Origin of the sequence: Cupriavidus mimosae (assembly GCF_023952485.1) — a bacterium.
Taxonomy (GTDB): Bacteria; Pseudomonadota; Gammaproteobacteria; order Burkholderiales; family Burkholderiaceae; genus Cupriavidus; species Cupriavidus taiwanensis_C.
On record NZ_JALHRY010000007.1, the window covers coordinates 116,730 to 136,709 of the forward strand.

Annotated in this window: 18 protein-coding genes; 9 read left to right on the forward strand and 9 right to left on the reverse strand. The window is 68.6% G+C overall.

The window, feature by feature from the left end:
- Nucleotides 1–15: 15 nt before the first annotated feature.
- Nucleotides 16–261 (reverse strand): hypothetical protein, encoded by a 246-nt coding sequence (locus MKD50_RS14960; RefSeq protein WP_240071652.1) that lies wholly within the window; start codon nucleotides 259–261, stop codon nucleotides 16–18.
- Between the two features lie 231 nt (nucleotides 262–492).
- Here MKD50_RS14960 and MKD50_RS14965 point away from each other — a divergent pair, with 231 nt between their 5' ends.
- From MKD50_RS14965 to MKD50_RS15000, 8 genes are all read left to right on the forward strand, one after another.
- On the forward strand, nucleotides 493–1,650 hold the full coding sequence (locus MKD50_RS14965) for an acyl-CoA dehydrogenase family protein (RefSeq protein WP_252667484.1): 1,158 nt from the start codon (nucleotides 493–495) through the stop codon (nucleotides 1,648–1,650).
- A 367-nt stretch (nucleotides 1,651–2,017) separates the two neighbouring features.
- Nucleotides 2,018–3,376, forward strand: coding sequence for a TolC family protein (locus tag MKD50_RS14970; protein ID WP_256503736.1), 1,359 nt, complete (start codon nucleotides 2,018–2,020; stop codon nucleotides 3,374–3,376).
- A gap of 54 nt (nucleotides 3,377–3,430) precedes the next feature.
- Entirely contained in the window at nucleotides 3,431–4,624 is a 1,194-nt protein-coding gene (locus MKD50_RS14975) for an efflux RND transporter periplasmic adaptor subunit (protein WP_115699713.1), read from the forward strand.
- A gap of 13 nt (nucleotides 4,625–4,637) precedes the next feature.
- A complete protein-coding gene (locus MKD50_RS14980) occupies nucleotides 4,638–7,760 on the forward strand; it encodes an efflux RND transporter permease subunit (protein WP_252667486.1) in 3,123 nt (1,040 codons plus the stop codon).
- Nucleotides 7,761–8,071: 311 nt separating this feature from the next.
- A complete protein-coding gene (locus tag MKD50_RS14985) occupies nucleotides 8,072–8,680 on the forward strand; it encodes a hypothetical protein (RefSeq protein ID WP_115699715.1) in 609 nt (202 codons plus the stop codon).
- Between the two features lie 102 nt (nucleotides 8,681–8,782).
- A complete protein-coding gene (locus tag MKD50_RS14990) occupies nucleotides 8,783–8,986 on the forward strand; it encodes a CsbD family protein (RefSeq protein ID WP_115699716.1) in 204 nt (67 codons plus the stop codon).
- Nucleotides 8,987–9,169: 183 nt separating this feature from the next.
- Nucleotides 9,170–9,955, forward strand: a complete 786-nt coding sequence (locus MKD50_RS14995; protein WP_252667488.1) for a GntR family transcriptional regulator — start codon at nucleotides 9,170–9,172, stop codon at nucleotides 9,953–9,955.
- A gap of 59 nt (nucleotides 9,956–10,014) precedes the next feature.
- Nucleotides 10,015–11,559, forward strand: a complete 1,545-nt coding sequence (locus tag MKD50_RS15000; protein ID WP_252667677.1) for an acetolactate synthase large subunit — start codon at nucleotides 10,015–10,017, stop codon at nucleotides 11,557–11,559.
- 13 nt (nucleotides 11,560–11,572) lie between these two features.
- Here the strand turns inward: MKD50_RS15000 and MKD50_RS15005 are convergent, their stop codons facing one another.
- Nucleotides 11,573–11,983 (reverse strand): hypothetical protein, encoded by a 411-nt coding sequence (locus MKD50_RS15005; RefSeq protein ID WP_252667489.1) that lies wholly within the window; start codon nucleotides 11,981–11,983, stop codon nucleotides 11,573–11,575.
- A gap of 177 nt (nucleotides 11,984–12,160) precedes the next feature.
- Here MKD50_RS15005 and yddG point away from each other — a divergent pair, with 177 nt between their 5' ends.
- Complete coding sequence (yddG, locus tag MKD50_RS15010; RefSeq protein WP_371925352.1) at nucleotides 12,161–13,093, forward strand: aromatic amino acid DMT transporter YddG; 933 nt, start codon at nucleotides 12,161–12,163, stop codon at nucleotides 13,091–13,093.
- A 70-nt stretch (nucleotides 13,094–13,163) separates the two neighbouring features.
- Here the strand turns inward: yddG and MKD50_RS15015 are convergent, their stop codons facing one another.
- From MKD50_RS15015 to MKD50_RS15045, 7 genes are all read right to left on the reverse strand, one after another.
- A complete protein-coding gene (locus tag MKD50_RS15015) occupies nucleotides 13,164–13,547 on the reverse strand; it encodes a response regulator transcription factor (protein WP_240071660.1) in 384 nt (127 codons plus the stop codon).
- 66 nt (nucleotides 13,548–13,613) lie between these two features.
- The gene (locus MKD50_RS15020; RefSeq protein ID WP_115699721.1) at nucleotides 13,614–14,720 is read right to left on the reverse strand and encodes a porin; all 1,107 of its coding nucleotides are present in this window, start codon (nucleotides 14,718–14,720) and stop codon (nucleotides 13,614–13,616) included.
- Nucleotides 14,707–14,985 carry a XapX domain-containing protein gene (locus tag MKD50_RS15025; RefSeq protein ID WP_115699722.1) on the reverse strand — a complete coding sequence of 93 codons (279 nt, stop codon included), beginning with the start codon at nucleotides 14,983–14,985 and terminating at the stop codon, nucleotides 14,707–14,709. The genes MKD50_RS15020 and MKD50_RS15025 overlap by 14 nt, the downstream gene beginning before the upstream one ends.
- A 25-nt stretch (nucleotides 14,986–15,010) precedes the next feature.
- Nucleotides 15,011–16,663 carry an MFS transporter gene (locus MKD50_RS15030; RefSeq protein ID WP_252667490.1) on the reverse strand — a complete coding sequence of 551 codons (1,653 nt, stop codon included), beginning with the start codon at nucleotides 16,661–16,663 and terminating at the stop codon, nucleotides 15,011–15,013.
- A 5-nt stretch (nucleotides 16,664–16,668) separates the two neighbouring features.
- Entirely contained in the window at nucleotides 16,669–17,133 is a 465-nt protein-coding gene (locus MKD50_RS15035; protein ID WP_252667491.1) for a DoxX family protein, read from the reverse strand.
- Between the two features lie 39 nt (nucleotides 17,134–17,172).
- Complete coding sequence (locus MKD50_RS15040; protein ID WP_240071664.1) at nucleotides 17,173–19,035, reverse strand: amidohydrolase; 1,863 nt, start codon at nucleotides 19,033–19,035, stop codon at nucleotides 17,173–17,175.
- Nucleotides 19,036–19,114: 79 nt separating this feature from the next.
- Nucleotides 19,115–19,936 (reverse strand): alpha/beta fold hydrolase, encoded by an 822-nt coding sequence (locus MKD50_RS15045; protein WP_252667492.1) that lies wholly within the window; start codon nucleotides 19,934–19,936, stop codon nucleotides 19,115–19,117.
- Between the last annotated feature and the right edge of the window lie 44 nt (nucleotides 19,937–19,980).

The window sequence follows — 19,980 nt, forward strand, 5'->3', positions numbered from 1 at the left end:
GGCGCGGGCCGCCCGTCAGATTCGCACCGGCACCAGCTGTACCGACGGGGCAGGCACGGCCACCAGGCGCCATTGCCGCACGCGCCGCCCCCGTCCGCCGCCGCCGCGGCGGGGCGGACGGGGTTCCAGGCCGGCAAAGCGCCCATGCAACTGCGCGTGCGCCAGCACCGGTTCCGGCACGCGCGTGCCGATCAGCCAGGTGACGGCACCCCCCAACGCCACCAGTGCCAGCGCCAGTCCAATCCAGAGGATGGCTTCCATGTTCCCGCTCCGTCGAATCGTTATCTGTGGTTCCAGTATTGGCACAAAGCGTGCCGGGCGGTAAATGAAAGTTATTTGCACTTCATATCAATAAAATTGCACTCAACCGGCTTTTCGCTGCGGGCGGTCCGGTCCGTCGACGGTAAGAAAATCATCTGTTCCGACGAATCTCCCCGGCGTGGCTCGGCCGACACTGGCCCGGTCTATGTCAAAAACCCCTGGAGACCCCCGATGCAACGCCTGATCTTCGAAGCCGAACACGACGCCTTCCGCGAATCCGCCCGCCGCTTCTACCAGCGCGAGGTCGGCCCGCACGGCGAGCGCTGGCGCGAACAGGGCTGCGTGGACCGCGAGGTGTTCCGCAAGGCCGGCGAGCAAGGCTACCTGCTGATGTGGGCCGACGAGCAATACGGCGGCGCCGGCGTGCAGGACTTCCGCTACGAGCAGATCCTGATCGAGGAAAATGCGCGCCACGGCGACTCCGGCTTCTTCGGCACGCTGCACTCGCGCCTGGTGGCGCCCTACATCGGCCGCATCGGCAATGAAGAGCAGCGCCAGCGCCTGCTGCCCGCGGCCGCGCGCGGCGAGTCGATCTTTGCCGTGGCCATGACCGAGCCGCAGACCGGCTCGGACCTGGCTGGCATCCGCACCCGCGCCGAGGACCATGGCGACCACTGGGTGCTGAACGGCGCCAAGACCTATATCTCGAACGGCCAGCTGGCCGACGTGGTGGTCGTGGTGGCCCGCACCGACCCGGAACGCAGCCACGGCCTGACGCTCTTCATCGTCGAACGCGGCATGCCCGGCTTCGAGCGCGGGCGCAAGCTGCGCAAGCTGGGCCTGCACTCGCAGGACACCTCGGAGCTGTTCTTCGACAATGTCAAGGTGCCCAAGGCCAACGTGCTGGGCGAGCCCGGCCAGGCCTTCCGCTACCTGACGCGCCACCTGGCCGAAGAGCGCCTGATCGGCGCCTGCGGCTACATGGCGTCGGCCCAGGTGGCCTTCGACATCACGCTGGACTATGTGCGCGAGCGCAAGGCCTTCGGGCGCGCCATCGGCACGTTCCAGAACTCACGCTTCAAGCTGGCCGAACTGCGCGCGCAGCTGGACGCGCTGCAGACCTTTGTCGACCAGTGCGTGCTGCAACACAATGCCGGCACGCTGACGGTGGAGACCGCTGCATCGGCCAAGCTGCTGACTTCCGAGCTGCAGGGGCGCATGGTCGACGATGGCGTGCAACTGCACGGCGGCGCCGGCTATATGGAGGAGTACCGCATCTGCCGCATGTATGCCGATGCGCGCATCTCGCGCATCTATGCCGGCAGCAGCGAGATCATGAAGGAGATCATCGGCCGCGGCCTGGGGCTGGATGACCGGGTGAAGGCATAAACGCAGTCGGGACAGATCCGACGGCACGGCCGGCAACGGCCGTGCCGTTTGTCATTTTGGTCAGGGTTTTCGCGTACATAAAGGCTTTTGTCAGGCGAATGAAAGCCGTTTGTAAAGCGGTTCGGTTTGAATGCGGGCGGGAGATCGTGTCCGGGTGGCGTAGACAGCATCAGGACAGCGGGCGAGGGCGCACCAAGACAGCCACGCCGCGCAACCGCATCGCGGACGGTGGCGCAGGATGTTTTTTTTGCGCTGCCGGTGAACCGTTTGGCGGGCACGGTCGTTTAACCGCAGACCGTCTTCGAACCGAGCCTGACTGACCGTGCCTTTTGCCTTATCCCGAGTTGCCGCAGGTTCCCTGCTGGTTTTGGCGGCCGTAGCGAGCCTGGCTGCCGAACGTTCCACCGATCCGCAAGCTTCCGCGAACTCCGCCGATACCACCCAAGCCGCGCCGGCCGATGGCCCGTGCTCGCCGCCGCCGGCAGGCGCCACGCTGACCCTGGCCCAGGCGCGCCAGGACGCGTTGCGCTGCAACCGGACCATCCTGGCCGCGCGCCGAGGGGTGGAAGCCAGCCAGGCCGACGTGCAGATCGCGTCGCAGCGTCCCAACCCCGTGCTCAGCCTGGGCGTGGAGAACATTAATCCACATGCCGGAGTCGGCTCGGGCAACCTGCGCAGCAAGACCGTGGACTCGACGTTGCGGGTGGACCAGCTGATCGAGACGGCCAACAAGGGCAACCTGCGCGTCGATGCCGCGCGCAAGGCCAGCGCCGCCGCCGGCGAAGTGGTGCAAGCCGTGATGGCGCAACAGACCGGCGCGGTGGAGCAGGCCTTCTTCGACGCGCTGGCGAGCCAGGAACGCGTCGCCGTACTGCGCGAAACCCTGGCGCTGTACGAGCGCACCCGCCAGGCCAGCGAGACGCGCCTGCGTGCCGGCGACGTGGCGCGCGCCGACGTGACCAAGCTGCAGCTCGATGCCCTACGCGCGCAGAGCGATATGCGCCAGGCCATCACCGATCATTACCGCGACAAGGCCATGCTGGCGCAGGCCATGGGCGTGCCCGGCACGCTCGCCGACAACCGGCTGGTGGCCGACTGGCCGGCACTCGATGCCGCCGTGCCGCCGCCGGACGCCGATACGTTGCAGCGCCGCCCCGACGTGACTGCCGCCGAGGCGCGCCTGGCCGCCGCCGCGGCGTCGCGCGACCTGGCGCGAGCCGGTCGCGTGCCCGACGTGACCATCGGCGCGCAGGCCGAGCACTATCCGACCTCGCCAAGCAACAACTATGGCTCCGGCAACAGCTTCGGCGTGTTCCTGTCGATCCCGCTGCCGGTGCGCCACAGCAACGGCGGCGAGGCACGCCGCGCCGAGGTCGACTACTACGCGGCGCTCGACGACCGCAACCGCGTGATGCTGGAAGCCGGCAACGAGATCGACCGGCTGCGCAGCCAGTTGGAAACCGCGCGCCAGTCGCTGCGGCAGATGCGTGATGAAGTGCTGCCGGCCGCGGAAAGCGTCGCCGGCAACGCCGAGTTTGCCTACAGCAAGGGCGCAAGCGGTGTGCTCGATTTGCTCGATGCGCGCCGCGCGCTGCGCCAGACCCGGCTCGATGCGGTCGGCGCGCAGGGCGAATATGCCAAGGCGCTGTCGGCATACCGCGCCGCGCTGCAGACCTCGACCACCGCGGCGCCGGCACGCACTGCCGCCACGCCCGCGCGTCCCTGAACCGCCGTTCCCGCGATCCCCTTCATGTCTTTCCTGTCACGCATGTCCCGTCGCATGTCATTCCCCAGCGCCGCCTTGCCGGCCCGCATTTCCGCCCTCTTGGCGATGTCGTTGTGCGCGCTCGCGCTGGCCGCTTGCGGCAAATCCGAAGCCCCCAAGGCCGATGATGATCCCAAGGTCAGCGGCAACACCATCCAGTTCCCCGCCAGCGTGAAGACGCTGCCCGGCATCGCCGGCGAGGCCGCCACCACCGGCGGCGAGCGCATGCTGAGCCTGCCCGGCCGGCTGGTGTGGAACGAAGACAAGACCGTGCGCGTGGCGACGCCGTTTGCCGGGCGCGTGACCGAGGTGCTGGTGCAGCCCGGCGCCACCGTCAAGGCCGGCCAGCCGCTGGCGATGCTGACCTCGCCGGATTTCGGCGTGGCCCAGGCCGATGCGCGCAAGGCCGCCGCGGACAGCGCGGTCGCGGCCAAGGCGCTGGCGCGCCAGCGCGAGCTGTATGGCGCCGGCATCATCGCGCAGAAAGAACTGGAGCAGGCCCAGGCCGATGCCGCGCGCGCCGCGGCGGACCTGCAGCGCACCCGTGCGGCGCTGAGCCAGTACGGCGCGGCCGCGGCAGGGCCGGATGGCGTCAACCAGCGCTTCGCGCTGCGCAGCCCGATCGACGGCCTGGTGGTCGAGCGCAACATCAACCTCGGCATGGAGCTGCGCCCCGACCAGCCTCCCGCCGCGCCGCTGTTCCTGGTGACCGACCCGACCACGTTGTGGGCGCAGGTCGATGCGGGCGAGGCCGACCTGAAGCTGTTCAGGCCCGGCGTCGACGTGCAGCTGACCACCGCCGCCTGGCCCGGCGAGACCTTTGCCGGCACCGTGATCAAGATTGCCGACTATGTCGATCCGACCGCGCGCAGCATCAAGGTGCGGCTGAACGTGCCCAATCCCGAACGCCGCCTGAAGGCGGAGATGTTCGTCACCGCCAGGCTGCCGGCGGCATCGTTCAAGGGCATCGCGGTGCCGTCCAAGGCGGTGTTCCTGGCCGACAACCGCAACTATGTGTTCGTGCGCACTGCGCCCAATACCTTCGAGCGCCGCCAGGTGCGCGTGGGCGTGACGCTGCCCGGCACCACCGAGCTGCTCGACGGCGTGAAGGACGGCGAGACCGTGGTCAGCGAAGGCAACCTCTACCTGCAGGACATCCTGCGCGATGCCACCGCGGTCAACGCGGCGCGCGCGGCGGAAAAGCGTTGAGGACGATCGCCCCATGATTTCGCGCATCGTCAGCTTTGCCCTGCACCAGAAGCTCTTTGTCTGGCTAGGCCTGATCCTCTTCGTCGGGGGCGGCATCGCCGCGTTCAAGAACCTGCCGATCGAGGCCTTCCCGGATGTGTCCGACATCCAGGTCAACGTCATCACGCTGTACCCGGGGCGCGCCGCCGAAGAAGTGGAGCGCCAGGTAACGATCCCGATCGAGACCGCGCTGGCGGGCACGCCCAACGCGGTGCGGGTGTTCTCGCACACGCAGTTCGGCCTGTCGTTCATGATGGTGACCTTCAACGACCGCGCCACCGACGTGGCCGCGCGCCAGCAGATTCTGGAGCGGCTGCGCAGCGTGGACCTGCCCGACGGGGTGCATCCGGACCTGGCGCCGTTGTCCACCGCAATCGGCGAGATCTATCGCTTCCGGCTGACCGGCAAGGGCTATACGCCGCAGGAACTGCGCACGCTGCAGGACTGGGTGGTCGAGAAGAACCTGCGCCAGGTGCCGGGCGTGGCTGACCTGGTGACCATCGGCGGCACCATCAAGCAGTATGAGGTCAACCCCAACCTGGCGCGCATGCGCGACGCCAAGATCTCGCTGTCGCAGCTGTTCACCGCGCTGCAACGGGCCAACGCCAACGCCGGCGGCGGCGCGGTGGCGCACGGCCGCCAGCAGTTCCTGCTGCGCTCGCTGGGCAGCTTCCGCACCTCGGCCGATATCGCCAACGTGGTGGTGGCCGAGAACAACGGCACCCCGATCCTGGTCAAGGACATCGCCGACGTGCGCGTCGGCAGCGCGCCGCCGCAAGGCCTGATGGGCCAGGACGACGAGGAGGATATCGTCTCGGGCATCGTGGTGATGCGCAAGGGCGAGAACCCGTCGCTGGTGCTGGAGGCGCTGAAGAAGAGGATCGACCTGCTCGACGACCAGATCCTGCCCAAGGGCGTGAAGATCGTGCCGTACTACGACCGCTCCACGCTGATCGACAAGACCCTGCATACGGTGTTCGGCAATCTGGTCGAGGGCGCGCTGCTGGTGATGGCGGTGCTGTACCTGTTCCTGGCCAACGTGCGCGCCGCGGCGATCGTGGCGCTGATCATCCCGCTGGCGCTGCTGTCCACCTTCATCGGCCTGACCTGGGTCGGGATTCCGGCCAACCTGCTGTCGCTGGGCGCGATGGACTTCGGCATCATCGTCGACGGCGCGGTGATCGTGGTCGAGAACATCTTCAAGCGGCTGGGCGAGCTCAAGGCGCAGCAGATCCAGGACAGCCGGGCGCGGCTGCATGCGATCCTGCAGGCCACCACCGAGGTGGGCCGCCCGACCGTGTTCTCGATGGTCATCATCATCGCCGCGCACATCCCGATCTTTACGCTGCAGCGGCACGAGGGCAAGATCTTCGCGCCGATGGCGTACACGGTGACGGGCGCGCTGATCGGTTCGCTGATCCTGTCGCTGACGCTGGTGCCGCTGCTGTGCCACCTGCTGCTCAGGAAGAACATCGCGCACGACGACAACTTCCTGGTGCGCCACTGCAAGCGGCTCTACGAACCGATGCTGGCCTGGGCGCTGGACCACAAGAAAGTGGTGGTGGGCGTGGCCTTGGGCCTGCTGGTGGTGACCGTGGGCGCGGGCAAGTTCCTCGGCAGCGAATTCCTGCCCGAGCTGGACGAGGGCTCGATGTGGGTCAGCTTCGACCTGCCGGCCTCTGTCTCGATCGACGAGGCGCGCGACCAGGCGCGGCTGCTGCGCAGCGTGATCCGCCAGACGCCGGAGGTCAACACCACCATCTCCAAGGTGGGCCGCCCCGACGACGGCACCGACCCCAAGCTGATCAACACCGTCGAGATCCTGGTCGACCTCAAGCCCGAGAAGCAATGGCGCGCCGGCCTGGACAAGCGCGCCATCATCGGCGAGATCGACCGCAACCTGCGCCGGCTGCCCGGCATCGAGCCCAATTTCTCGCAGCCGGTGCGGGACAACATCCTCGAGAGCATCTCGCAGATCAAGGGCCAGATCGTGATCAAGGTGCAGAGCGACAGCCTGGAGCAGAACAAGAAGGTGGCCGACCAGATCCTGGCCAACGTGCAGTCGGTCAAGGGCGTGATGCGCGCCTTTATCGACCGCGACGGCGAGCTGCCGCAGTACGTGCTGGAATTCGACCGCGCCCAGGCCGCGCGCTACGGCATCAACGTGGCCGACGTGCAGGACCTGATGGAAACCGCGCTGGCGGGCAGGGCCGCCACCGAGTTGTGGGAGGGCGAGAAGCACTTCAGCGTGGCGGTGCGCCTGAAGCCGTCGGAACGCGCGCTGCCCAACCTGCCCAATATCTTCATGCAGACCGCCGACGGCGCGCAGGTGCCGCTGTCGCAGCTGGTGACGTTCCGCGCGGCCTCCGGCGCCATGAACATCAGCCGCGAGAACGGCCAGCGCACCACCTCGATCGGCATCTTCATCCGCGACCGCGACATGGGCAGCGTGGTCAAGGACATGCAGAAGCTGGTAGCGAAGAACGTCAGGGCCGACGACGTCAAGATCAGCTGGTCGGGCGAGTTCGAGAACCAGGAGCGCGCCATGGCGCGGCTGTCGATCGTGGTGCCGCTGTCGGTGCTGGTGATCTTCCTGCTGCTGTTCAATGCGTTCAAGTCGTTCAAGAGCGCCACGCTGATCATCTCCAACATCCCGTTCGCGCTGATCGGCGGCGTGTTCGCGCTGCTGCTGACCGGCATCCCGCTGTCGGTGTCGGCGGCGATCGGCTTTATCGCGCTGTTCGGCCAGGCCGTGCTCAACGGCGTGGTGATGGTGACCTATTTCAACCAGCTGCGCGAAGAGGGCATGCCGGTGCGCCAGGCCGTGCTGACCGGCTCGATGGACCGGCTGCGCACGGTGCTGATGACCGCGCTGCTGGCCATGCTGGGCCTGTTCCCGATGGCGGTTTCGCGCGCCATCGGCTCCGAGACGCAGCGGCCGCTGGCCATCGTTATCATCGGCGGGCTGATCACCGCGACCGTGCTGACGCTGATCGTGCTGCCGACGCTCTATGAATGGATGGTCGGTCGCAACTGGCCGGACGAGGATGCCGCCGCGCCTGACGAGAACCGGATCACGCCTTCGATTTCAGGCTGACGACAGCGCCACGCGAGGCCTTGCCTGGCGCAGCCTGTCTGGCATCGCAGACATGGCGATGCGCGGCGCCGCCCCACAGTGGGCGGCGTTTTTTTCATGGCGAGGCGCAATCCACAAGCCCGGCGCACGCCGCTATCGCCAGGCATGTGCTGCGCGCGAATCTATGTCGGAATAGTCTGACGTTCCTTTCGGAGCCCAACGCCTGCTGACCCCATCCCCCCGGGCCTACTCTGTACATACGGCGTGGCCAGCAGCATAGCCGCCGGCCTCTCATGCGTACCCTTACGCAATCAACCGGAAAGGAGCTCGACATGATGAAGAAATGGCTGACCGCAGCAGTGTGTTCGATGATGGTTGCCGCCCCGGCAGGCTTTGCCCTGGCGCAGACGACGGCACCGGCAACGACGGCCGGAACGGCTGCAACCGGCGCAAGGGCCGACTATGACGCCGCGGTGAAGCAGGCCGACGCGGACTACAAGGCTGCCTCCGCCAAGTGCGACGGCATGAAGGACAACGCCAAGGATGTCTGCAAGGCCGAGGCCAAGCGCGACCGCGATGTTGCCAAGGCCCAGGCCGAGGCCCGCCGCGACGGTACGCAGAAGTCCATGGCCAAGGCCGAGAAGACCAAGGCCGACCGTGACTATGACGTCGCCAAGGAAATGTGCGACGACAAGAAGGGCAACGACAAGGACGTCTGCAAGAAGGACGCCAAGGCCGCGCATGAAAAAGCGCTGACCGCCGCCAAGGTAGACAAGGCCGCCGCGACCGGTTCGCGCGCCGACGTGGCGGAAGCCCGCGCCGATGCGAAGAAGGACACCACCGACGCCGCCTACAAGGCCGACAAGGAACGCTGCGACGCACTGTCCGGCGATTCCAAGGACAAGTGCCAGGCCGACGTGAAGGCCAAGTACGGCAAGTAAGCCGCTTCAGCACGGCCTGCCCCGCGGGGGGCGGGTCGTACACCGCACCACTCGCAAGGGGACGCTGCCGCGCCCCCTTGCCATGACATCAAGGAGCACGCGATGAACTGGGATCAGATCGAAGGCAAGTGGGACCAAGCCAAGGGCAAGGTCAAGGAGAAGTGGGGCAAGCTGACCGACGACGACATCACGCAGATCAACGGCAAGCGCGACCAGCTCGCCGGCCGCATCCAGGAGCGCTATGGCTATAGCAAGGAGCAGGCCGAGGAAGAGATGAAGGCATGGGAACGGGATGTGCGGTGGTAAGACACCGTACAACGGTCTTGCAAAGCGCCTGCGGGCGCTTTTTTTTGGGGCCAGACGGCTCAAAAGCCAAAGGAGCCAAGGTAAACCCTAGTAGTCTACATATATAGACTTTTTATACTGTCCCCCCACCACCCGCCGGCATCCGCCGGCGTCGCAATCTGCCCGGCACCGGGCACACCCGCCATGCCGGAACCTCTTTCCAGCGAACTGCTGTCCCGCAGCCGCCAGCCGGTCTACCTGCAGCTGGCCACCATCTTTCGCCGCCAGATCGAAAGCGGCGCGTGGCGCCAGGGGGCGCGCATCCCGTCGCTGGAGCAGCTGTGCCGCCAGTACGGCGTGGCGCGCATGACCATGCACCATGCGCTGTCGATGCTCGACGAAGAAGGGCTGCTGGAGCGCTCGCGCGGACGCGGCACCTTCGTCAAGGCGCCGTGCCAGGCGCGGCGGCAGGTGTCGCTATCGACCAGCTGGGATGAGGCCGTTGCCGTCGGCGCGCAGCTCGACACCGAAGCCATGGTCGAGTCGGCCGGCAAGGTGCCGCTGCCCGACGACCTGGGCATGCCCTGCACCGGCGCACGCGCACCGGCCTACCACTTCCTGCGCCGGCTGCACCGCCTCGACGGGCGCCCCTTCGCCGTGGGCGAGGTCTACATCGAGGCGGATGTGTTCGCGCGCGACCCCGAGGCCTTCCGCCACGGCGCGTCGGTGCCGGTGCTCGACCGCTTTCCCGGCCTGTCGGTCAGCACGGCGCGGCAGCGGCTGTCGATCGTCGCGGCCGGCGCCGAATCGGCGGCCGCGCTGGCATTGGCGGTGGGTGCGCCGGTGGCCGAGCTGCGCCGCTTTGCCTGCGTGCCGTCGGCCACCGCGGCGGACGTGGAGCGCATTGTCTATTTTGCCCGCATTGAATTCCCGACCGAGTTCGTCTGCCTGGATTTCGACCTGCTGGCCGCGCGCCCGCATCCGGCATGACCGACCGGCCCCCAGCCAACCCTCCAACCACCGGACCCCTGATGGACAACGCACAACCGATGAACGGCGCCGAGAGCCTGGTCAAGACCCTGCTGGCCAATGGCGTTGACACCTGCTTTGCCAATCCCGGCACCAGCGAGATGCATTTCGTCGCGGCGCTGGACCGCATTCCCGGCATGCGCTGCGTGCTGGGGCTGTTCGAGGGCGTGGTCACCGGCGCGGCCGACGGCTACGCGCGCATGGCCGGCAAGCCCGCCGCCACGCTGCTGCATTGCGGGCCCGGGCTGGCCAACGGGCTGGCCAACCTGCACAACGCGCGCCGCGCGCAGACGCCGGTGGTCAACCTCATCGGCGACCAGGTCACCTATCACCGGCCGCTGGACGCGCCGCTCACCGCCGATACCGAAGGCTGGGCCCGGCCCGTCTCGGTGTGGACGCGCACCGCCACGCGGGCGGCTTCGGTGGGGGCCGATGCCTCGGCCGCGGTGCAGGCTGCCTGCGCCGCGCCGGGCGGCGTCGCCAGCCTGATCCTGCCGTCCGACGTGTGCTGGGATGCGGGCGGCGTGGCGGCGGCACCGTTGCCGGCGCTGCCGGTGCCCAGGGTCTCGCCGGATGCCGTGCAGCAGGCTGCGCGCGTGCTGCGCTCGGGCCAGCCGACGCTGATCGTGCTGGCCGGCAGCGCGCTGCGCGAGGGGCCGCTGGGCGACGCGCACCGCATTGCCGCGGCCACCGGCGCGCGGCTGATCTCGCCCATGTCCAATGCGCGCGTGGCGCGCGGGCGCGGGCGCCTGGCGGTGGACCGGGTGCCGTATTCCGGCGATGCCGCGCGCGACAAGCTGGCCGGCATCCGCAACGTGATCCTGGTCGGCGCGCCGGCACCGGTGACCTTCTTCGCCTACCCGGGCAAGTCGCCGCGCCCGTATCCGGAGGACGCCGCGGTGCATGTGCTGGCCCGCCCGGAAGAAGACCTGGCCGAAGCGCTGGCGCGGCTGGCCGACGAACTCGGCGCGCGCCAGGCGCAACTGCCCGCCGCCGCCGCGCCCGCGCCGGTGGAGCCCGCGCGCGGCGCGGTCACCTCCGAGGCGGTGGCGCGCACGCTCACCGCGCTGCTGCCCGAGCAGGCCATCGTGGTGGAAGAGAGCGTCAGCTTTGGCCGCGCGTTCTATCCCGGCACGGTGCACGCGGCACCGCACGACTGGCTGCAGCTGACCGGCGGCGCCATCGGCGCGGGCCTGCCGCTGGCGCTCGGCGCGGCCGTGGCCGCGCCCGGCCGGCGCGTGGTGGCGCTGCAGGCCGATGGCTCGGCCATGTACACCTTGCAATCGCTGTGGACCCTGGCGCGCGAACAGCTCGACGTTACCGTGGTGCTGCTGGCCAACCGCAAGTACGCCATCCTGCTGGGCGAACTGGCCGGCGTCGGCGCCAACCCGGGCAAGACCGCGCTGGACATGCTCGACATCGGCAACCCGGACCTGGACTGGGTCAAGCTGGCCGGCGGCATGGGCGTGGAAGGCGCGCAGGCCACCGACATGGAGCGCTTTGCCGACCTGTTCCGCATGGCCAATGCGCGCAAGGGGCCGTTCGTGATCGAGCTGGTGATCTAGTCAGCCGCGCGTTTCAGTCGGTCAGGTCCGACCACCCCGGCGCCTCGTTGGCGCCGGGCAGTTGCTGCAGCACGTATTCATGCAAGCGCGACAGCTCCAGCGCGATGTCCTCCGGAAACCCCTGCCGCCCGCCGCGCTTGTCGATCAGCAACTCGACCAGGAAGGCATGCAGCGCGGCCGGATTGGCGGACAGCGCCGCCAGCTGGTTGCCGATGCGCGGATAGCGCCGGCACAGCACCAGCGGGCGCGCCCCGGCCGGCAGCGCCACCAGCCAGCGCATGGCCACGTCCGACAGCGCCGCATCTTGCGGCGATGGCGCACGCCGCAGCCCGCTCCAGTCCGGCGCGGCCTGTACCGGCGGCTCGCCGTCCAGGATCTTTTTGGCTTCCTCGACGGTGACGAATTCAAAAGAGAGGGGTTCCATGCCGGCTCCGGGGGGCAGACCAACGCGCGACGCGGGTCTCTTGCTGCATTCTAGCGGGGTACGCGATCGTGGCTGGCGTTTTGGGGCGCCCGGCGGGCAGGCACTCGGGATCGATGTGCCGGCGCGGGTCGAGTAAAGTATGGCCCCTTCCGCTCCCATCGATAGCTAAAACCCCAAATGGCAGGCATGCAAAGAAAACAGGCAACGCTGACCGGGCTCGTCGCGGTGCTCCTGTGGAGCTCGATTGTTGGCCTGATCCGCGGCGTCAGCGAGAGCTTCGGCGCGACGGGCGGTGCCGCGCTGATGTACACGGTCGCCTCCGTGCTGCTGTGGGTTTCGGTGGGCCACGTCCGTCTGCGGGCATTGCCCCGCGCCTACCTGGTCTGGGGCAGCGTGCTGTTCGTGTCGTACGAGCTGTGCCTGTCGCTATCGATCGGCTACGCCAACAGCGGCAGGCAGGCGATCGAAGTGGCCATGGTCAACTACCTGTGGCCCAGCTTCACCTTGCTGGCCGCCATCCTGTTCAACCGGCAGCGGGCCGGCTGGCTGGTCGTGCCGGGTTTGCTGGTGGCCGTCCTCGGGATCTGCCAGGTACTGGGCGGCGACCAGGGACTGGATGTGGCGGGCATGGCGGCCAATGTGCGGGACAACCCGCTCAGCTACGGGCTTGCCTTCGCCGGTGCGGTGATCTGGGCGGGCTATTGCACCGTGACGGCCCGCATCGCCCGGGGCAAGAACGCCGTCACGCTGTTCTTCATGCTGACCGCGCTCGCGTTGTGGGCCAAGTACCTGTTCACCGGCGGCGAAGCGATGGCGTTCAGCGTTGCGGGCGTGGTCTACCTGGCTCTGGCGGCCTGCGCGATGGGCTTTGGTTATGCGGCGTGGAACGTCGGCATCCTGCACGGCAACGTGACCGTGCTCGCCGGTGCATCGTATTTCATTCCGGTGCTGTCGGCCGCCCTGGCCGCGGTGCTGCTGCATGCGCCGCTGTCCTTCGCGTTCTGGAAGGGGGCGGCGATGGTGGTCGCGGGGTCCATCCTTTGCTGGCTCGCCACGCACGGCAGGGGCGAGCGCGCCGCGACAGCCGCCGGGTCCGGCCAGGCGACATAGCGTAGCGGGGCACCGGCACCACCAGGATGGCTGCCGGAGCAGCGATGGCGCATCGCGATGCGTGAGCGGCCTACCGCGTGGGGCCCGGCAGCCCCAGCGCCCGTTCGATACACCGGATGATCTCGGTATCCTCGAACGGCTTGCCGATAAAGCACGCCGCCCCCGCCGCCTGCGCGCGCGCTTCATAGCCCTGCTTGTCGAAGGCCGTCATGAAGATCACCGGCATGCGCAGGCCGCGCGCGCGCAGCGCGGCACTGAGCGCAAAGCCGTTCATGCCCGGCATCTGCACGTCCGCGATCACGCAGTCGATGCCGTCGAGCGACGGCGATGCCAGCAGCTCCGCCGCGCCGGGGTAGAGCTCCACGGCCAGGTCGAAGGCGCGCAGCAGCCGCCCCATGGCCTGCCGCACGGCAGCGTCGTCGTCGACGATGGCAATCACGGGCGTGGCATTCACGCGAACTCCTCGAACAGGCGTGCGCGGTGGCAGGGGTCACGCACGCCCCTTGCTGCGTGGGCGGCACTAGAAGGTGTGCCGCAGCCCCAGCGCAAACGTCTGCGGATCGGCGCCGGCGCGGACGCCGAGGTCGTTGATGGCGAAGTCGTAGATCGCGTTGTCGGCATTATCGATGCGGCTGTAGTAGGCATACAGCGCGGTGCGCCGCGACAGCGGATAGTCGTAGCCGACCGTGAACTGCGTGGCGTGGGTCTGCGCGCCGCTGCGAAAGAAGCCGATGGTATCCGCCGACGAACCGGTGCCGTTGGCCGCATAGGCCACGCCGACGCGCACGCTGCCGGTGCCGAGCTGCTGCACCAGCGAGGCGTAGTACGCATTGCGCTGCAGGTCGCCGGTGTCGGTGCGGTAGTGCAGGTGTTCGACCACCGCGGCCAGGCGCGTGCCAGGCAGCAGCTGCCATGCCACGCCGGCCTTGAGTGCGTCGTCGTTGCGGCCGGCGGCCTGGTAGTGCTGGTGGCGCTCCCAGGCCAGCGTCGCGTTGAGCGGGCCGCGCTCATAGACTGCCGCCACCGAGTACAGCGCGGGATTGCGCGCGACGGTGGTCTTCTCCTCGGGCAAGCCCCAGCCCAGCCACAGGCTGACGCCGGCCCAGCGCGGCGTGCGGTACTGCACGATGTTCTTCTGGCGCCGGTCGAACGAGCTGGTGTTCTCGACATTGTCGGTGCTCGAGGCCGAGCCGTTGCCGATCAGCGCCATATAGCCGGCGGTGGTCGGATAGTACGGGTCGTAGCCCATGGTCGCTTCGGTGTAGGGCGTGTGCCAGTGGCCCAGGAACAGCAGGCCATGGCTGCCCTGCAGGCCGATGCGCGAATTGCGGCTGGCGATCTGGCCCTGGCCGGAATCGAGCGACAGTGCGCTTTCGATCTGCCACACGGCCTTGAGCGCGCCGCCCAGGTCTTCTTCGCCGCGCAGGCCGAATACCGAGCGGTTGTTGTTCAGGCGCACGACTCCGCCGAGAGCGGTGCCATCGGTCGCGGGGCTGGCGTCGCTGTACTCGAGCGAGGTGTTCAGGCGGCCGTAGACGGTAACGCTGCCCGCCGCCAGCGCAGGCGCGCACAGCAGTGCGCAGCACGCCCCCAGCAGCGCGCGGACGGCCGGGTTAGTGCGTGGCATCGTCGGCGGGCGTCTTGCTGGCGGCGTTCAGGGTCGGACCGGGCGTGCCGGTGATCTTGGGCATGCACTCGGCATGGAACCACGCGGCGGTCACAGGTTCGCCGGCCAGCATGCGCTTGATCGGCGGCACCACCTGTTCGCCGATCAGCATGCCGAGCAGGCCGACCAGCGCCACCACCGGCGGGGCGGGTGAGCGGACCTGCATCAGCGCGTAAATGATGCCGACCAGGATGCCGGCGGCCAGGGAGACAAGGTAGAGCTTCATGGGAATTCCCGGTGAGGTTGGCAGGTCAGTGCGGTGCGGACGGCGCTGTTGGCCCCGCTGATGGCCCAGCCGGCAGCCCCACCCCCAGCAGGTGCCGCACGCGCGGCGGCGTCTCGCGCGCATGGAAGCGCGTGATCTCGCGCTGCAGGTCGGCATCGGCGTGCGGCACGCGGCGGTGCTGGCGCAGGTGCTCGGCCCAGGACTCGACCAGGAACCATTCGGTCAGCAGCTCCGGATCGGCCGGGTCTTCCATCACGCCCCAGTTGAAGGCACCGTCGCGCAGCCGTTCTTCCGAGAGCTTGTGCACCGCGCGCAGGAAGGCATCGCGGTCTTCCGCGCGGACGCAATATTCGATCAGGATCATCACCGGTCCGCGGTCATGCGCGATCTCGTCGGCGCCCTCCGGCTCCGGCCAGTGCTGGGCCGGTGCGAGGTCTTCCTCGCCACGCGGCAGGCGCAGCCGATGCAGCAGCAGCGCCGCGGCCAGCAGGCCGCCGGCGGCGACCAGCAGCCCGCCGGAGATGCCCAGCGCCTGGGCCACGAAGCCCCACACCAGGCTGCCCGCCGCCATCGCGCCGTTGAAGACCATCTGGTAGACCGCCAGCGCGCGGCCGCGCACCCAGTTGGGCAGGATCGCCTGCGCCACGCCGCCCAGCGTCGTCAGTGCGGTGATCCAGGCGGCGCCGAGGAACAGCAACAGCGGCAGCGCCACCCACACCGGCGGCGCGATGCAAAGCGCTGCCATCACCACCGCGGTGACGATGGCCGACAGCAGCACCATGCCGTCGGCGTCGAGGCGCCGCTGCAGCCGCGGCATCACCAGCGCGCCGAGGATCGCACCGAGGCCCACCGCGCCCAGCAGCACGCCATAGAGGCTGGCGCCGCCCTGCAGCAGTTGCTTCGCCACCAGCGGCAACAAGGCCCAGATGCTGCTGCCGAAGGCGAAATGCACGGCCGCGCGCGCCAGCACGACATGCAGCTTGCTGTGCGCGCGGGTAAAGCGCAGCCCGGCGCGGAACGCGCCCAGAAAATGCTCGCGCAGCGGATCGGCGGGGCGCTGCGGGCGCTTCCACCACAGCAGCGCGGCGATCACGAAGACATAGCTGACCAGGTCCACGCCATAGGTGGTGGCCGCGCCGAACGCCGCCAGCAGCAGGCCGCCGGCGGCCGGGCCGATCGCGCGCGCGATGTTGACGCCGAGCGCGTTGAGCGCGACCGCGCGCTTGAGCTCTTGCTGCGGCACCAGTTCCGGCACGATCGATTGCCAGGTCGGGCCCATCATTGCCGCGCCGATGCCGCCGAGGAAGGCCATGCCGATCAGGATCTCGATCGTCAGCGCCTGGCGCCAGGCCAGCACCATCAGCGTGCCGCTGACCATGGCCAGCCCCACCTGCACCACGATCAGGAAGCGCCGGCGGTCAAGGATGTCGGACAGCACGCCGGCCGGGATCGCCAGCAGGAACACCGGCAGCGTGGCCGCGGCCTGGATCGTGGCGACCGCGGCGGGCGAGGTGGACAGGTCGGTGGCCAGCCAGGCGCTGGCCACGTCGCGCATGAAGCTGCCGATATTGCCGAGGATGGTCGCGGCCCACAATACCGCGAAGGTGGCCTGCGCCAGCGGGGCAAAGGTGCCGCCATTGGCGGGCGCGGGCGCGGGGCGGAGTGCTTGTTCGGCCATGCAGGTCACCGTTTGGTTTGCGCCGCTTGCGTGCGCCGTGCGCGTTCGCGCAGGTCATGCCAGGCCACCAGCAGGAAGCCGCCCACCAGTCCCAGGTGCTCGAAGAAGGCATTGGCCATCATGAACCTGGCGTCGGGCGGCGCCTGCCAGAAGCGGTTGGCGACGAAGGTCGCGGCCAGCGTGAACGCCGCCAGCGCCAGGGCTCCCAGCCAGCGGCGCCAGCCGAGCAGGATCATGGCGCACGCGCCCAGTTCCAGCACGATGGTTGCGATCGCCATCGGCACCGCCGGCGCCAGGCCGAAGTGCTGCATCTCCGCGATCGCGCCGCGGAAGTCGGCCAGCTTGACCAGGCCGCCCTGCAGGTAGGCCGCGCACAGCAGCAGCAGCGCGAGCCAGTGCAGCCAGCGCGGCATAGGGAGTGTGGCTGCGCCGGAGCAAGCCGGCGTCAGCGTGGTGGTTGGTTCAGGCATGGCCGGTCTCCGGGTGGGGCGTTGGGAAAGTGGCTGGGATCAGAACGCCCAGCAAGAACAGCCGAGTGCGCCCCAGAAAGTGCTTTCGTCCGCGGTCGGCACGCTCGCGGTCCAGGCCCTGGCATGCGCGTGCCCGTGCACGCCACAGCTGCTGGCGCATCCGCACGCGGTGTTCATGGCCAGCTTGCGCGCCTGCGGCCGCGGCTGGTAGCCGCCCACATGCCGCACCGGCGACCAGTCCGGCATCGCCGGCGGAATCTGCGGCGAAAGCTTGCCGAAGTCGCCGTCGCCATAGACCACCTTGCCGCCGAGGATGGTCAGCACCGAGGCGATGTCCTGGATCTCGTCGCCCGGCACGCTGAAGTAATCGGCCGACAGCACCGCCAGGTCGGCGAGCTGGCCTACCTTGATCTGGCCCTTCTTGCCCACTTCGGACGAGAACCAGGTATTGGCCTCGGTCCACAGCCGCAGCGCGGTCTCGCGGTCGAGCAGGTTGGCCTGCGGGTACATCGGCATGCCGCCCACGGTCTTGCCGGTGGTCAGCCAGTACAGCGACACCCACGGGTTGTACGAGGCCACGCGCGTGGCGTCGGTGCCGGCGCCGACCTTGACGCCTTTCTCCAGCATCTTCTTCACCGGCGGCGTCGCTTCGGCCGCGCGCGCGCCGTAACGCTCGACAAAATACTCGCCCTGGTACGCCATGCGGTGCTGCACGGCGATGCCGCCGCCCAGCGCGGCAATGCGATCGATATTGCGGTCGGAAATGGTCTCGGCGTGGTCGAAGAACCAGTTCAGGCCATCGAACGGGATCTCTTTGGCGACCTTCTCGTAGACGTCGAGCGCACGCGAGATGGTCTGGTCATAGGTGGCATGCATCCGCCACGGCCAGCGCTTTTCCGCCAGCAGGCGGATCACCGGCTCGAGGTCGGCTTCCATCGACGGCGCCATCTCGGGGCGCTCGACGCGGAAATCCTCGAAGTCGGCGGCGGTGTAGACCAGCATCTCGCCGGCGCCGTTGTGGCGGTAGAGGTCGTCGCCCTGGCCGGGCCTGACCTGGGCGCTCCAGGACTTGAAGTCGTTGAGCTCTTCCTTGGGCTTCTGCGTAAACAGGTTGTAGGCGAGCCGCACCGTCAGCTGGCCTTCCTTGTGCAGTTCCTCGATGATGCTGTAGTCCTCGGGGTAGTTCTGGTAGCCGCCGCCCGCATCGATCACGCCGGTGACGCCAAGCCGGTTCACCTCGCGCATGAAATGGCGGGTCGAGTTCTTCTGGTACTCCGGCGGCAGCTTCGGGCCCTTTGCCAGGGTCGCGTACAGGATGGTCGCGTTGGGCTTGGCCAGCAGCAGGCCGGTGGGGTTGCCGCGCGCATCGCGCACGATCTCGCCGCCCGGCGGATTGGGCGTGTCCTTGTTGTAGCCCACCGCGCGCAGCGCGGCGCCGTTCAGGATGGCACGGTCGTACAGGTGCAGGATGAACACCGGCGTATCGGGCGCCACGGCGTTCAGTTCCTCGATGGTGGGCAGGCGCTTCTCGGCGAACTGGTGCTCGGTGAAGCCGCCCACCACGCGCACCCATTGCGGCGCGGGGGTGCGCGCCACCTGGTCCTTCAGCATCCGCATCGCATCGGCCAGCGAGCGCACGCCGTCCCAGCGCAGCTCCATGTTGTAGTTCAGGCCGCCGCGGATGATATGCATGTGGCTGTCGATCAGCCCGGGAATGGCCCGCCGGCCATTCAGGTCGATGACCTTCGTCTGCGCCCCGGCCAGCTTCATGATGTCCTGGCGCGTGCCGACGCCGACAAAGCGTCCGTCGCGCACGGCCACGGCATCGGCCTGCGGGTTGGACTTGTCGAGCGTGGCGAATTTGCCGTTGACGAGGATGAGGTCGGGGGTGCCTGGTGACATGGCGAAGATCTCCGAGGAGGCGGCCGCGCCGAGCGCGGCGGCGGAGGCGATGAATTGCCGGCGGGTGACTGACATAAGCTCAGGCGTTCAGGAAGGCCAGCAGGTCGGCATTGACCTGGTCGGCGTTGATCACACACATGCCGTGCGAAGCACCCGGGTAGATCTTCAGGGTGGCGTCCTTCACGATCTCGGCCGACAGCCGCGCCGAATTTCCGATGGGCACGATCTGGTCGTCGTCGCCATGCAGGATCAGCGTCGGCACGTCGATCTTCTTCAGGTCCTCGGTGTAGTCCACCTCCGAGAATTCCCGGATGCAGGCGTACTGGCCAACGATGCCGCCGGCCATGCCCTGCGCCCAGAACGCGTCGATGGTGCCCTGCGAGACCTGGGCGCCGTCGCGGTTAAAGCCGAAGAACGGCACCGCCAGGTCCCGGTAGAACTGCGAGCGGTTATCGGCGACGCCCTTGCGGATACCGTCGAACACCGCCATCGGCAGGCCGTCGGGGTAGGCCGTGGTCTTCAGCATCACCGGCGGCACCGCGCCGATCAGCACCGCCCTGGACACGCGTCTGGTGCCATGGCGGCCGATGTAGTGCGCCACCTCGCCGCCGCCGGTGGAGTGGCCCACCAGCGTCGCCTCCTGCAGGTCCAGCGCATCCAGCAACGCCGCCAGGTCGTCGGCATAGGTGTCCATGTCGTTGCCCCGCGCGGGCTGGTCCGAGCGGCCATGGCCGCGGCGATCATGGGCGATCACGCGAAAGCCCTGCTGCACCAGGAACAGCAGTTGCGCGTCCCAGGCGTCGGCATTGAGCGGCCAGCCGTGCGAGAACACGACCGGGCGGCCCGAGCCCCAGTCCTTATAGAAGATCCGGGTACCGTCTTGGGTAGTAATGAAGCTCATGATTCACCTTTGCGATGGAGGAGGACAACAGGAGGCGACGGGAT

What these genes read in the sequence shown, in the direction of transcription:
- MKD50_RS14995 (WP_252667488.1), top strand. Translation starts at nt 9,170, where the DNA reads ATGCCGGAACCTCTTTCCAGCGAACTGCTGTCCCGCAGCCGCCAGCCG.
- MKD50_RS14975 (WP_115699713.1), top strand. Translation starts at nt 3,431, where the DNA reads ATGTCATTCCCCAGCGCCGCCTTGCCGGCCCGCATTTCCGCCCTCTTG.
- MKD50_RS14980 (WP_252667486.1), top strand. Translation starts at nt 4,638, where the DNA reads ATGATTTCGCGCATCGTCAGCTTTGCCCTGCACCAGAAGCTCTTTGTC.
- MKD50_RS15035 (WP_252667491.1), bottom strand. Translation starts at nt 17,133, where the DNA reads ATGCCTGAACCAACCACCACGCTGACGCCGGCTTGCTCCGGCGCAGCC.
- MKD50_RS15020 (WP_115699721.1), bottom strand. Translation starts at nt 14,720, where the DNA reads ATGCCACGCACTAACCCGGCCGTCCGCGCGCTGCTGGGGGCGTGCTGC.
- MKD50_RS15005 (WP_252667489.1), bottom strand. Translation starts at nt 11,983, where the DNA reads ATGGAACCCCTCTCTTTTGAATTCGTCACCGTCGAGGAAGCCAAAAAG.
- MKD50_RS15025 (WP_115699722.1), bottom strand. Translation starts at nt 14,985, where the DNA reads ATGAAGCTCTACCTTGTCTCCCTGGCCGCCGGCATCCTGGTCGGCATC.
- yddG (WP_371925352.1), top strand. Translation starts at nt 12,161, where the DNA reads ATGGCAGGCATGCAAAGAAAACAGGCAACGCTGACCGGGCTCGTCGCG.
- MKD50_RS15000 (WP_252667677.1), top strand. Translation starts at nt 10,015, where the DNA reads ATGAACGGCGCCGAGAGCCTGGTCAAGACCCTGCTGGCCAATGGCGTT.
- MKD50_RS15040 (WP_240071664.1), bottom strand. Translation starts at nt 19,035, where the DNA reads ATGTCACCAGGCACCCCCGACCTCATCCTCGTCAACGGCAAATTCGCC.
- MKD50_RS15045 (WP_252667492.1), bottom strand. Translation starts at nt 19,936, where the DNA reads ATGAGCTTCATTACTACCCAAGACGGTACCCGGATCTTCTATAAGGAC.
- MKD50_RS14965 (WP_252667484.1), top strand. Translation starts at nt 493, where the DNA reads ATGCAACGCCTGATCTTCGAAGCCGAACACGACGCCTTCCGCGAATCC.
- MKD50_RS14990 (WP_115699716.1), top strand. Translation starts at nt 8,783, where the DNA reads ATGAACTGGGATCAGATCGAAGGCAAGTGGGACCAAGCCAAGGGCAAG.
- MKD50_RS14960 (WP_240071652.1), bottom strand. Translation starts at nt 261, where the DNA reads ATGGAAGCCATCCTCTGGATTGGACTGGCGCTGGCACTGGTGGCGTTG.
- MKD50_RS14985 (WP_115699715.1), top strand. Translation starts at nt 8,072, where the DNA reads ATGATGAAGAAATGGCTGACCGCAGCAGTGTGTTCGATGATGGTTGCC.
- MKD50_RS15030 (WP_252667490.1), bottom strand. Translation starts at nt 16,663, where the DNA reads ATGGCCGAACAAGCACTCCGCCCCGCGCCCGCGCCCGCCAATGGCGGC.